Here is a 12,840-nt window from a genome sequence, read left to right on the forward strand (position 1 = left end):
CAGCCGGCCCGGAGGGCTGGACACCATGATCCGAGCCGTCCGAGCAGGGTCTTCGTAAATACTTTACTAACGAATGGAGCCGGCGAAGCCCCAACTGTCGTCCCGGGGCGCGCGTAGCGCGAGCCCGGGACCCATAACCCCAGTGAGTAGTTTGACGACGACTCGGGGTTACGGTCTCACGCGAAAACGACGTCCTGTGGTGATGGATCCCCGCGCCGTGCGCAGTTGCGCACTAGGCGGGGATCACATCTCGTGTGTGGCGAGGCGCGCGCCTTTAGTTGCTGCTGGTGGCGATGATGCTCTTCACCTGGCTCAGGGTGTAGCTGGCGCCGTCGATGGTGAGCAGCGGCGGCGACTGGGTCAGGTCGACGGACGACACCACGCCCTGCACCTGCGCGGCGATGCCGACATTGTTGTTCGCCACGTCCTTACCCGTCGCCGTGATCGTGTACTTGCCGTCCGGCCATTGCGTGCCGTCATTGCCCATTCCGCTCCAGGTGAAGGGAATGTCGGTGCCGGCAGCGGCGGTATATTTACCGGTGAACACCGTCTGGCCGGTGGAATTGGCAACGGTGATGTCCACGGTCGAGTCGGTCGGCACGTTGAGATGCCAGGTCGCCGACGAGTTCGTCATGGTCGCGGTCGAGCCGTCGACCAGCGCGGTCTTGCCGACGAAGCCCAGTGCCTGAGTCGCCTGCGTGGTCTGTTGCAGGGTGACGAGCTGGGACAGTGAATCGTTGGTCTTGAGCTGCTGCTCGACGCCGGCGAACTGCACGAGCTGCTGGGTGAACTGGTTGGTGTCGAGCGGATCGAGCGGGTTCTGGTTCTGCAGCTGCGTCGTCAGCAGCGTCAGGAAGGTCTGGAAGTTGCCGGCGAGCGTCGCGCCCGTGTTCGAGCTCAGCGAGTTCGACGAGGACGACTTCGGGACGTCGGTGGTCCCGGAGACGGGCGTCGGGGCGGTGGCGGCATTCGTGGTGGTCATGTTCGAATACTCCTCACACTCTGATGTCGACGCCGCTGCTCGATCCGAGCATGCGGCCGTAGCCGCGCCCGACGGGCGCCGCAGCAACGGTGTCGTCTTCGCTGATGATCAGCCGGCGGGCATTGCCGCCATTGTCGTTGTTCTGGCCGGAATTCTGGCCCGATGAATTCTGGTCGCGCAGGCTGAAGGACAGCCCGTTGCTGCCGGTCTTGAGGCCGGCATCGTCGAGCGCGCGCTGCAATTGCGGTGCGTCCTGCCGCAGCATCTGCAGCGTCTCCGGCTTCTCGACGGTGAGATGCGAGGTGACCTGGCCGTTGCGGTCGACATTGATGCGGACGTCGATGCGGCCGAGGTCGATCGGATCGAGGCTGATGTCGAAGCGCGTCTTGCCGGCCCGCGCGGCCGCCGCGATCTCGACCGGCACGCCGCTGATCGGCACGGGTGTGGAATTTGCCGCGGTCGCGGTGAGCGTCGCAGTCGATGCGGTGGCGGCCGACGTCGTATTGGTCAGCGGCGCCTGGATGGCGGAGGCGGCCTGCGCGCCGGTGTCGGTCGTGGGCACTGCGGCCTGCGTGCCCGCATGCGCGTGCGTGGTTGCCGTCACCGGCGTCGCATCGGAGCGGTCGGAGGCGCCGGCCTTCGCGTCGGTCGGGTTCGCCTCGGCCTGCGGCTTGGCGGCTTGCGCATGCGCGGTCGTCGCCGCGGTTTGCGTGGCGTTCGCCTTGCCCGCGTCCTGGCCGATATTGGAGACGTCGCTCTCGCGTTGCGCGGTCGCGACGGCCTTGAACGAAGGCTTCGGCGTGCCCTGGTCCACGGCGGTGACCAAGCCGCCATTGGTCTTGGCATCGGTCGCGGTGCCGTCGGTCGTGCCGGTGGCGGCATCGCCCAGCGTCGTCGTGGTGTCGGCATCGACCTTGGCACCCGCGGTCTTGGCGCCCTTGTCGCTCGCCGTGGCGGTGTCGGTCTTGCCGCCTGCGATCTGCGCCGCGGTCGAGGCGCTGGCGGCGATGCCGGCGGCCGCAATCGTCAGCGGCGAGGCGGCGGCGTCGCCGGCCTGGCTCGCGGCTGCGTTCGGATCGACCGGCACCACGGGCGGGGCCACCACTATGGCGTTCGGATCGGGCATAGCGACCTGCGCTGCGTCGGGCTGCACGGCGGCATCGGCGGTGGCGGCAACGGTGCCGTCGGTCTTGTCGCCCTTGGTGTTGTCGGATTTATCCGACGATTTGGCGTCGGAGGCCTCGGACTTGTCCTTGGTCGGCTTGGCCGGATCGGCCGTCGCGTCGCTCGCGGTGGGGGCCGATGTGTCGGTGTCGTCGTTCGCCTTGCTCTGCGAGGGCTGGTCGGTCGCGGCGGTATCGCGCGGGCCCTTGTCCGGGGCGGATGACGACGACTCGGTCCGCCGCGGCGCGGTGTCCTGCGACGGCGCGTTGTTGCTGATCGCCTGGGTGTTGCTGTCGACCAGCGAGCCGAAGGAGTCGTTGGTGGACGTGTCTTTGGAGCTCTGCGACCGGGCAGGCTTTTGCGGCGCGCTCTGGACTTGCACGCTGGCTGCTACGTCTGACGCCCGACCGACCACGGAAAACCTCTTGGCAACATCTTCGGCATAGGGGTAGCAAGGAGCGGGCCAGCTTCCTGAAGAGCTTCTTTATCAAGTAAAATCAAAATCTTGTGTGATTTTCGCCCTCGCCGCGAGGGGCGCCAAAGCCCCACCATTTCTGCCTCCCCGGCAAGAATTGCCCTAAGCGGCCGCCCGCGTGATTGCTTCACCGGAATGCGGCCTATATTAAAGAGCTGCTCTCAGCCGCTTTCGACCGGGCAGTCGTGCCCCCGGGGGAACCAAAGTTCCCGGGGAGCGTCGATGTCCCGCCGGAAGCCGAAATGTCCAAGTCATCGCGGATCGCGAACGCCGCCGTCACAACGCTTTAAGGCCCATGCTGAACAGTCTGGATCTCGAAGGCCGTCCTGAGGACACCAGGGTCGTCGTTGCCATGTCGGGCGGCGTCGATTCCTCGACGACGGCTGCGCTGCTCAAGGCCGAGGGCTATGACGTCGTCGGCATCACGCTGCAGCTCTACGACCATGGCGCGGCGACCCATCGCAAGGGCGCCTGCTGCGCCGGCCAGGACATCCACGACGCCCGCGACGTCGCCGCCAAGCTCGGCATCCCCCATTACGTGCTCGACTACGAGGATCGCTTTCGCGAGTCCGTCATCGACAATTTCGCCGACTCTTACGCGCTCGGCGAGACGCCGGTGCCGTGCATCGAGTGCAACCGCTCGGTCAAGTTCCGCGACCTCCTGAAGACCGCGCGCGAGCTCGGCGCGCAGGCGCTCGCCACCGGCCATTACGTCGCCTCGCGCCGCCGCGACGACGGCTCGCGCGCGCTGGTCTGCGCGGCCGACAGCGACCGCGACCAGAGCTACTTCCTGTTCGCGACCACGCAGGAGCAGCTCGACTTCCTGCGCTTCCCGCTCGGTGACATGACCAAGCCCGAGACGCGCGAGCTCGCGCGCCGCTTCGGTCTTGCGGTTGCCGACAAGCACGACAGCCAGGACATCTGCTTCGTGCCGACCGGCCGCTACACCGACATCATCACCCGCCTGCGTCCGAACGCGATGGACCCCGGCGACATCGTCGATCTCGAGGGACGCGTGCTCGGCCGGCACAACGGCATCGCCAATTTCACCGTCGGCCAGCGCCGCGGCCTCGGCATCGCCGCTCACGCGCCGCTGTTCGTGGTGCGGCTGGATGCTCCGGGCCGCCGCGTCGTCGTCGGCCCGCGCGATGCGCTGAAGATGCACCGCATCGTGCTGCGCGACGTCAACTGGATCGGCGACGGCGACATCGACCGCGCCATCGGCGCCGGCCTCGAGATGTTCGTGCGCGTCCGCTCGACCCGCAGCCCGCAGCCGGCCTGGCTGCGCGGCGGCAATGGCCATTACGAAGTCGAGCTCGTCGCCGGCGAGGAGGGCGTCTCGCCCGGCCAGGCCTGCGTGTTCTACGACGCGCCTTCGGGCCAGGCGCGCGTGCTCGGCGGCGGCTTCATCCAGAGCGCCGCCGCGAAAGTCGCAACGAGCACTGCGAGGCCGCTGGTGGAAGCGGTACGCGGCTAGAAAATTTCCGGGGCAGGGGGCATGGCAGCAGACATCTCGCGGGCCGGGGTCGAGAAGGCCTATGGCCGCTGGGCGCCGGTCTACGATCTCGTGTTCGGCAAGGTTTTTGACGCCGGACGGCAGTCGACCATCGCCGAGGCCGACCGGATCGGCGGCCGCATCCTCGACGTCGGCGTCGGCACCGGGCTTTCACTCTCCGATTATTCGCGCACCACGAAGATTTGCGGCGTCGACATCTCCGAGCCGATGCTGCGCAAGGCGCAGGCGCGCGTGCGCGCGCTGCGGCTTAGCAATGTCGAAGTGCTCTCGGTGATGGACGCGAAGAATCTCGCCTTCCCCGAAAACTTTTTCGATGCGGTGGTCGCGCAATATGTCATCACCGCCGTGCCCGATCCCGAAGGTACGCTCGACGAGTTCGTACGCGTGCTCAAGCCCGGCGGCGAGCTGATCCTGGTCAACCACATCGGCGCCGAGAGCGGCCCGCGCAAGCTGTTCGAGCTCGCCTTCGCGCCCATCGCCCGCCGCCTCGGCTGGCGCCCGGAATTCCCGTGGGACCGCCTCGTCAACTGGGCCGCCAGGCACCGCGGCGTCACGCTCGCCGAGCGCCGTCCGATGCCGCCGATGGGGCACTTCTCGCTGATCCGCTACGTCAAATCGTGAGAGCGATTTGCCGGGATCGCGCCGTCGGCCAGCACTGTTGCCGCGCAAGGCGTCTCGAAGGATCGGCCGCGAGGAAACCGCCAGCCAACTTCCCGCGCTTCAATTCGCCGTGCGTCGGCCGGAACCTCCGCATGGCCGGAGACGTTTCCCTCCCATGCGCACGACATCAAACATCATCCTGGCCAGCCTCCTGATCGCCGCCTCAGGCGCCGCGATCGCGCAGGCCCCGCCGCGACCTGCAACGCCGCCGCAAGCGACCGCGCCGCCGTCGGCCCAGCACGCCGCCAATTGCATGCCGCAGGACCGCCCGAACCGCGCCACCACGCCCGACGGCACCACCACCGGCCAGTCCCGGGAACCGCTCGGCGACAAACTGGCCAAATCCGACGGCGTGCTCTGCCCGCCCTCCGGCGTCGACCCCGACATGCACGCTCCGGCCCCCTCTACGGACGGTGCCATGCCGGTCATCCCGCCCCCCGGCAGCCCCGGCGGCGACCCGACGGTCAGGCCGAAATAGGCTGATTCTTCCTTCGCCCCTCCCGCTTGCGGGGAGAGGCCGGAGCGCATCGAAGGTGCGATCCGGGTGAGGGGGACTCCCCACGAGTCCGGTGCCGAAAAATCGCAGATTCTGGTGCCAAATTCGGCACAAACGGCCTTGTCCCGCCAAAGCTTTAGCGAAGGCGGATTGACAGCCCGCCGCCCCCTTCCTTATATGCCGCGCGTTCGCGAGATCGGCCGTTCCGCCGCTCGCGACCCTGTGGCGGGGTAGCTCAGCTGGTTAGAGCACGGGAATCATAATCCTGGGGTCGGGGGTTCGAGTCCCTCTCCCGCTACCACGATTCCATCGTAGTATCAGGCAGTTAGGCTGCGCGAGAAAACTCGCGAACGGTCTCGTAGCAAATCGGTAGCACGCATCCCCGACCCGACGGCAATCGAATCCTTGCTGAAAAGTGGTGTCTGCAACTACGACGGGCTGGACGGGCTCTCTTTCGTTCGCCTAGCGCATGAAGGATTCGCCTAATCGTTGTCGTGAGATCGAGCAGGGAACAGAAGCGCCGTGCGATGCTTTGTGGTTGTCCGGCTGCCGATTCCCAGGTTCGAGCCGTGGTGCGCCCACCAAGCTTTTCAATAGCTTAGGGGTTTGTCACGGTCGTCATTCCGACAGACGGGTCATGGCTATTCCGACAAACCGGCTGTCTTTGTACTTTTCTTCACGCCGTTTCTTCGTGCCGGAAATTAGCTGTTTCCGTGTGCGCTTTGCATAGGTCGGCAACTGCCGCGATGAGCGATGGCGGCCCGCGGCCCTGAGCTCAGCGTCCGTCAGATCGCTGTCAACGCCCTCGGTGAACCCGCCGTGGCGGAATGATGTAAAGGACAGTTCTTCCCGAAGATCGGCAGCGTGAACGATCTTTTTCACGACCCCGCGCAGGTAGCGAAGATCCTGCTTGGCTGTGATCCATGGCAGCGGGGTAGGTGACCTCCGGTGCGAATGGTCGCGTCGAAAGACCAGGCCGGACACGGTCGTCTGCTTGATTTCATTCAGCTCGGCCATCAGCTCCGGGAACAAGGTCGAGCCGGTCTCATCGAAAAGCGGCCACCAGGCTTCCTCGTCATTCTTTGGATGGACGATGCGCACGCTGTTCGGACGCTCTTTCGGTCGATAGTGGCTGATCTCGAGAGCACCAAAGACGTGCTCTTCTCTCCGGAGCCACTTGCGCCTGCCGTCTGCCACGTCGTGCTGATGCGGAGCGCGATAAAAGAGCCTGTGTCAATCGGTCAGGTTGAGCGTCTTATCGGCGCAGACGTTGATGCCGGAGGCATCCGTCGACTGGCCGTCGTCGAACGTCCCGCGCAGATCGAAGCGGCAATCGCTGGCCTGTGGCAGTTTAGCCGACGCTTGCTTGCCGGATTTCAGCGGGCCGAGTACTTCCTTCCAGTCTGGCGACCCGGACTTGGCCGCCTCCAGCTGGACTAGATCCGCTTTGCGCGAGTTCGTCACGGTGACCGTGACCGTGACCGCGCCCGCCTGTTTCGCCTTGGGCTTCGGCGCGGCCTGCGCAGCGGTAAGGCCGAACAGAGTTGCTCCCACGAGCGCTGCACCAAGTGTCCGAGTGTTCATCGGATTGTCTCCGTTTGGCCCCCAGCAGCGACGGTCTCATTCTTCAACGCGATGCGGTCCCGGTTATGGCCAGTTCGCGTATTCCATAGATCAAGGTGAAGGAACTCTTTCAGCCCTGTAGCCCGGTGCGCGCTGCCTGCCGTCCCGCGAGGTCGAACTGTCCGCGTTTTCAGCGGCCTTCGCCCGCGCATTGTGAGGAGGCGCAGGATGACTTCTGCCGCACCATCGATGCGGCGCGCACGCCTGATGGCGTCTCGCCGAAGTGTCGGCGGAACGAGCGATTGAAATGAGAAACATCACCAAAGCCGACTGCAAACGCGATATCGATGATGGCCAAATGCAGATGGTGCGGGTCAGTCAACATCGCGAAGGCACGCTCAAGCCGACACGCTGCAAGGTGCTCGGTGAACGACTTTCCGGTCTCTTCGAGCAACTTTTGCACGTATCGCCGCGACATACCGAGCGCTCCAGCAACATTGTTCAGATCGACATTGGGATCGCCGAAGCGTTGCGCGACCTCCGCCAGGATCGCCTGCAGCTTGGCGGCCTTCACACCACGCTCCGTAACGAGGTTTGCAGCTTCGACGGTCGGCCCGAGCGTCGCGGCCACAAGATCGAGGAGATGTGTGCCGACGGTGGAGGCGAGTTTTGATGACGGAGGTTCTTTGAAGGATGCGAGCGATTGCAGGTAGAGGTGGAGCAGGCGAAGCGCCGGTCCAGGACGCACCGGCCGACCTGATAGATCTTCCGGCTGTGCAACCAGCGACCTAAGGGCGGCAGCCGGCACGGTCACGAATTTGACGCTGGCGCCACGCGACCCAAATACTCGCAGCAGCCTTCCCCGGTCAACCAAACAAGCGGCGCCGGCATCATAGACATGTTCTTGGCCAGCATTTGCAAATTGGACCGGGCCAGCTTCGACGATGTTAAGTCCGAATTGGTCACGGCTATCCTTGAGGTGGCGTTTGTGACGGATAAACTCCACCGGCGTGGTGACAATGCTACAAACGCCAACCGGGCCGAGCGGCAAGTAGGTGACATTGATACGCGGGCGGCCGCCGCTGTGATCTATCACGTCCAAGGCGAGGTTCAGCCGCGTAAACTCTTCACGGAACGTGGAGAACCTTGTTCGCTCCGGCAGCATCTCAGTCGACCATCGCACAAGGGGAGATGACGTTGGCATGCCGGCCTCCCGTTTCAGTGCCCAACCACGCAAGAACGACTGAGCGCCCGAACGAAATCTGTAAATTCCTCGAATGACGCCAAGACTGAGACAATATCGGACCGCAGCTTCGCTGCAGGTGTGAGGTGGATTACAAATGGAGGTAGGGACCTCAAGAAAATGATGAGGAATTTCCCGTCAGGCTTTCGATGCCGACACGGTTCGCATCGAGGTTGCTATGATGCGCGAAATGCCGCAAGGGCACGAAGAATTTGCGTGAGCAACGTTCAGGATGCGCATGTGTGATCCACAGCCGATACGACTGGCGTCACTCCTCAAAAGGTGAAGAAAGCGTCGTGCCTAAAGGCCGCCAACCGAGACGGCTTGCTTCTTTAGCAAGCCCACATCATCCGCGAGCTGCGGGCGGCCGGAAAAGCCAGTCTACGTTCCATTGCAGAGGAGCGGAACGAAGCCGGCAACTCGGTTGCGCGCGCGGAAGACTCAGTTTGCTCGGTTCAGCGGTTGCGAGTGTCTTGACCATCGCAAGATCGAATGGGGTTGGGATAGAAGCAGCGATGCGGGCCCGAATGGGATCGCCCAAAAATGTCACTGCAATCGTGATCATCACTACAGATACTAGGACTACGAGCACATCAGTCATGATGGCCTCGAAAAGTGCTTCGTCATGATTTGAACCCCTCACAACCAATGACGCGCGCGTGCGCAGCTATAATCAATTTGGCATGTAGCAGCGATCCAGACCCAATTTAGCGGATGCGTCAAAACTGATGTCCTCGCAGGACGCGATAGCTTCCACGTCGTGCATCGCACGGACACGACAGGATGGTCGAGGGTCCTATGGAGGGCGACGAAAAGCGCGGGGACCGTGCGGCCGAACCTATCGAGATTATCTGGCGCGAGAAAATCCGTGGTTGCAGTTGCAGAGGACATGCATCTGTTTCGGACGCGCGCTCATCATCGCGCTAGGCGGTCTACCTTGAACTGAGACATTGTGCCGCAACCGATTTGTAAACTGTGGTTGAGGTTCGTCTTGCGTGCCAATGTTCTCATCACGCCGGGCTCAAGCGACTGAGCTGATTATTCCATCGAGATCGAGGAGTAAATTTCATGGCGCAAATTCTTGCTCATAACCTCAAACCCGCCGCGACTTGGGGTTCCGGCGGCGCGTCCTACGATACCGTGAGCCAAAGTATAGCAGACGCCATTGATCACGTCGTGAATCGAATCTGGCCGCAACCGGGAGAGCGCATCCTTGACGTTGCGACAGGCACGGGCTGGACTGCGCGGCGGTTATCTAATCGAGGCGCAAAGGTGACTGGTATCGATATTGGTGAAGGCGTTATCGAGGCGGCGAAACTGATTGCACCGGAGATCGACTTCAAGGTCGGCGATGCCGAAGCGCTGGAATTTCCGGATCAAAGCTTTGACTGTGTGACTTCGACGTTCGGTGTCATGTTTGTCTCGCGCCCCGAGGCTGCAGCTGCCGAGTTGGCACGTGTCACGCGCAAGGGCGGGCGACTGGGGTTGGTCACTTGGCTGCCTGGCAGCGCGGTTGAAGAAATATTCCAGACAATGCGGCCATACATGCCGCCACCGCCTGACAATCCTCCTCCTTCGCCATTCGCGTGGGGCCGGGAAGGCCGCGTTCGGGAATTGCTTGGCGATACATTCGATCTGGCCTTTGAACCTGGCACCACGGTACTCCGCATGCCGAGCGGCCAAACGGTATGGGACATATTTGTGACTGGCTATGGTCCAACAAAAACGCTGGCTGCGTCGCTCGACCCTGAAAGGCGCACGGCACTTCAGCGAGACTTCATCGCGATGCATGAGAAGCACCGCTCGCCGGTCGGGTTAGCCATGCCGCGCGACTATCTCTGTACGATTGGAACTCGAAAATAACGCACCCGGCACTGCGTGCCCATCAGCCATCCTGGGAAACGCATCCGCAGTGGACCAAGCGTCCCATCATCGACCTCGACGCGAGCGCGTCAACGCGGGGGCCTCCGTTGTGTCCGGCACGTTGTCCACCGCAATCGGTAGCGGCTTGCCTCTCCCGCTCGGGGCGGCGCATCGCCGCGCAACCGGAGCTATCACCGAGGAGTAACACCAAACTTGAGGCGCACAACGGGTGGGGTTAGGCTTCCGGCGAAGTGAAGAAGCAATGGCCTGATAACCCGGCGGTGGTTTACATGCGCCATACGATTAAGACCGCACCAAACGTCGTCATCCTCGAGGCGTCACACGCGCGGCGGGGATTTGCAATTTCCTGGATCGCCCGAACCCTCGTCGCGGCGGCACTCATCGGGTTCTGTCTCAACGCCGACGTCGTCGCCTATGTGGCACGATACGCCACTCAGCAGGAGTTATCTAAGCTCATCACGATCGTCCCGCCGGTCATGGCGCAACAGACGCCATTCTCGAAGGGCGACGAGGCGGCGCAGCTCAAGCAGGCGGTCGACAGCGCGACAGCGGAACTGCGGCAGTCTCTGCAGCAAGAGCACGCCAGGGCTGAGGCGCTCGAAAAAGAACTTGTGAAGGCATGGCGGTACGTCGGGAAACTGCTGTCGGTGCCCAACGGCGAGGCGCACCAGTTCAGCCAAGCGGTCGACAGCGCGACGGCGGTACTGTGGCAGTCTCTGCAGCAGGAGCACGACAGGGCCGAAGCGCTTGCAACCGAACTGGCGGACGCGCGGCGCTCCATGGAACAGAAACCTGCCGTTGTGGAAGAGAGGCCCGGTGTCTCCTTGCCTGCCTGGGCAAACAGCTACGCCGCCTTCGTGAACCCCGCCCAGACCGCAGGTCAACCGGACGTGGCCACGGAGAACAGCAAATCGGCAATTAGACCAGGCGAATCAGCTCGCGTTGAACACAAACCGCGCGGGGGCTACGGCTGCCAGCACTTTCAGACCTACGATCCGGCTTCCGGGACTTACATCGGCTATGACGGACGGCGGCGTTCCTGCCCATAAGTGCGGGGCGGTGTTTCGGCAACAAGTCTAGCTGACCTGCCGCTATGGCAGCGAGATGCAGCCGCCCTCACTCGTCTGCTGCGGCTTCCTGACGACGTCACCGAACGTGTCGTCTTGTCGATCCATGCGAAGGCCTGATCCTGACCACCGATGAGGAACGCGATGTCTGGATGCGCGCGCCGTGGGATGAGGCCAAGGCGTTGCAGCGGCCATTGCCGGACAACACGCTTAAGATCGTGATGCGGGGTGAGGATAAGGAAAATCGCGCTGCCGCATAAGCCCCAGCATTCGCTAAGAAAAAAGGCGAATTAACCTTTCCTTAACCATAACCGTTCAGCCTCCTCTCGGGGCAGCTCGATGGAGTAACGGGCTATGTCCGACCGAGCAGCAAAGCCTGATGGGAATTTGCTTTCTGCGTTCGCGTTGATGATTGGTGGCACATTAGGTATCAGCCTGCCGATAACGCTGGTGATCATTTGGATTTGTGCCTAGCGGCCTTCCGATATTGCGCCGCCGCCTTGTTGTCGCTCGTGGCGTGTACGAGCGCAGCTTTCACTGTTGACCTAATCGGCCAAGCCAGCATCATCGACGGCGACACTCTTGAAATCCACGGAGCGCGCATCCGGCTCTGGGGCATTGACGCGCCCGAGAGCAGCCAGCTTTGCCGGGGCGAGGACAGCCTGCAGTATCGTGCGGCGCAAAAGCTGCGAACGAATTGGCGGCCTTCATTGGTGACCGTCACGCGCACGCGCCAATCTGGGGCAGATGGATCAGCTGGGATCCCTTCGGGCGCAACGAACGCCACGCGGCGAATCGCCGAAGCGAGCTCGGAACAAGCGATTGAAATGCGAAACATCCGAGAAGCCGACCTCTAGGGCGATATCGGAAATCAGCCGCGCGCTGGCGCTGGGCTCGGTCAGCAGTTTGAGCGCTCGTTGGAGGCGTAACTCATTCACGTGCCCGGTGAACGATGATCCTGATGATGCCATCAGGCGCTGCAGATAGCGAGGTGAGATGCCTTGGCAACGAGCTACCATCTCGACGCTGAGCCCTGGTTCTTGAAAGTGTGTCTCGATGTAATCGAGGGCGGCGTCGTGGCGCGCAGTCACGACAGCGCTCGCACTGCTCTCGCCCAAGGGAGCGCACTCGCCGATTGCGAGCGCCAGGAGATCGTGGATGTGAGCCACGACCGCATCTCGCAGCATCGGGGTGGCCAGAACGCTCTCAGTAAATGCCGACTTGAGATAAGCCATGAGAAGTCGGAGCGCTTCACTTCGGTGAGAAATCGGCCGCATGGCGCGGCTTTCGACGTTCGTCACGCGCTGTGCAAGCGCGTCGCGCGGTACGGCAAGACCGAATAGCAATCCGTCGACATAGGTGACGGTGACCGGTTCGGAATGCAGAATTGCGATGGCGTCGCTGGCGTGAAGCTCGATTTCTTGACAGCGCTGCGATAGTTGACTTTTGCCGGGAGAACAGAGGATGACTCCGATCGAGTCATCACCATCAGCGATGCTCGCCTGCAAGCGCTTGAAACGCATAGGGGAGCCTTTGAGCGCGAGCCTGCGCAAACCTCGGATCGCTTGCAGCGTTGCGTAGGCCTGAAACGGTGCGTTCGATAGCGGCTCAATATCAGCGTGGACTATGCCTCGCCCAAAGTCCTCGCACCATAGCGGGATTCGCATCCGCTCCGGAAACTCCCGAGTCGAGAAACGATGTGATACAAATTCGGCTGCGTCCATAGACATGGGGACCTCCAGCCTTGTTGGACATCGGGATCAAATGCGACAAACTCACCGGTATCTGCA

General features: G+C 62.9%; 11 protein-coding genes and 1 tRNA gene. 6 read left to right on the forward strand and 6 right to left on the reverse strand.

Going from position 1 to position 12,840, the window contains the following annotated elements; all coding sequences use genetic code 11:
• Nucleotides 1–274: 274 nt before the first annotated feature.
• On the reverse strand, nt 275–982 hold the full coding sequence (locus AB7G19_RS07515) for a flagellar hook assembly protein FlgD (RefSeq protein ID WP_085399144.1): 708 nt from the start codon (nt 980–982) through the stop codon (nt 275–277).
• A 13-nt stretch (nt 983–995) separates the two neighbouring features.
• On the reverse strand, nt 996–2,561 hold the full coding sequence (locus tag AB7G19_RS07520; protein WP_085399143.1) for a flagellar hook-length control protein FliK: 1,566 nt from the start codon (nt 2,559–2,561) through the stop codon (nt 996–998).
• A gap of 355 nt (nt 2,562–2,916) precedes the next feature.
• On the opposite strand from AB7G19_RS07520, the gene mnmA reads away from it, so the two are divergent.
• The 4 genes from mnmA to AB7G19_RS07540 all read left to right on the forward strand — a co-directional run bounded on the left by mnmA (nt 2,917) and on the right by AB7G19_RS07540 (nt 5,594).
• Nucleotides 2,917–4,098, forward strand: a complete 1,182-nt coding sequence (gene mnmA / locus AB7G19_RS07525; RefSeq protein WP_085399142.1) for a tRNA 2-thiouridine(34) synthase MnmA — start codon at nt 2,917–2,919, stop codon at nt 4,096–4,098.
• A gap of 21 nt (nt 4,099–4,119) precedes the next feature.
• Nucleotides 4,120–4,758, forward strand: a complete 639-nt coding sequence (locus tag AB7G19_RS07530) for a class I SAM-dependent methyltransferase (RefSeq protein WP_063981205.1) — start codon at nt 4,120–4,122, stop codon at nt 4,756–4,758.
• A gap of 154 nt (nt 4,759–4,912) precedes the next feature.
• Entirely contained in the window at nt 4,913–5,275 is a 363-nt protein-coding gene (locus AB7G19_RS07535; protein ID WP_085399141.1) for a hypothetical protein, read from the forward strand.
• 242 nt (nt 5,276–5,517) lie between these two features.
• Nucleotides 5,518–5,594, forward strand: a tRNA-Met gene (locus tag AB7G19_RS07540).
• A 317-nt stretch (nt 5,595–5,911) separates the two neighbouring features.
• On the opposite strand, the gene AB7G19_RS07545 is transcribed toward AB7G19_RS07540, so the two are convergent.
• From AB7G19_RS07545 to AB7G19_RS07555, 3 genes are all read right to left on the reverse strand, one after another.
• Nucleotides 5,912–6,490 carry a hypothetical protein gene (locus tag AB7G19_RS07545; protein WP_085399140.1) on the reverse strand — a complete coding sequence of 193 codons (579 nt, stop codon included), beginning with the start codon at nt 6,488–6,490 and terminating at the stop codon, nt 5,912–5,914.
• Nucleotides 6,491–6,526: 36 nt separating this feature from the next.
• The gene (locus AB7G19_RS07550) at nt 6,527–6,847 is read right to left on the reverse strand and encodes a hypothetical protein (protein WP_085399139.1); all 321 of its coding nucleotides are present in this window, start codon (nt 6,845–6,847) and stop codon (nt 6,527–6,529) included.
• Nucleotides 6,848–7,046: 199 nt separating this feature from the next.
• Nucleotides 7,047–8,060 carry a helix-turn-helix transcriptional regulator gene (locus AB7G19_RS07555; protein WP_081369135.1) on the reverse strand — a complete coding sequence of 338 codons (1,014 nt, stop codon included), beginning with the start codon at nt 8,058–8,060 and terminating at the stop codon, nt 7,047–7,049.
• A 1,107-nt stretch (nt 8,061–9,167) separates the two neighbouring features.
• On the opposite strand from AB7G19_RS07555, the gene AB7G19_RS07560 reads away from it, so the two are divergent.
• The gene (locus AB7G19_RS07560) at nt 9,168–9,962 is read left to right on the forward strand and encodes a class I SAM-dependent methyltransferase (protein WP_014493350.1); all 795 of its coding nucleotides are present in this window, start codon (nt 9,168–9,170) and stop codon (nt 9,960–9,962) included.
• Nucleotides 9,963–10,213: 251 nt separating this feature from the next.
• Nucleotides 10,214–11,032 (forward strand): BA14K family protein, encoded by an 819-nt coding sequence (locus tag AB7G19_RS07565; RefSeq protein WP_161495760.1) that lies wholly within the window; start codon nt 10,214–10,216, stop codon nt 11,030–11,032.
• Nucleotides 11,033–11,802: 770 nt separating this feature from the next.
• On the opposite strand, the gene AB7G19_RS07570 is transcribed toward AB7G19_RS07565, so the two are convergent.
• A complete protein-coding gene (locus AB7G19_RS07570; RefSeq protein ID WP_085399136.1) occupies nt 11,803–12,780 on the reverse strand; it encodes an AraC family transcriptional regulator in 978 nt (325 codons plus the stop codon).
• Between the last annotated feature and the right edge of the window lie 60 nt (nt 12,781–12,840).

The organism is Bradyrhizobium sp. 215_C5_N1_1 (assembly GCF_052075935.1).
GTDB classification, from domain to species: Bacteria; Pseudomonadota; Alphaproteobacteria; order Rhizobiales; family Xanthobacteraceae; genus Bradyrhizobium; species Bradyrhizobium barranii.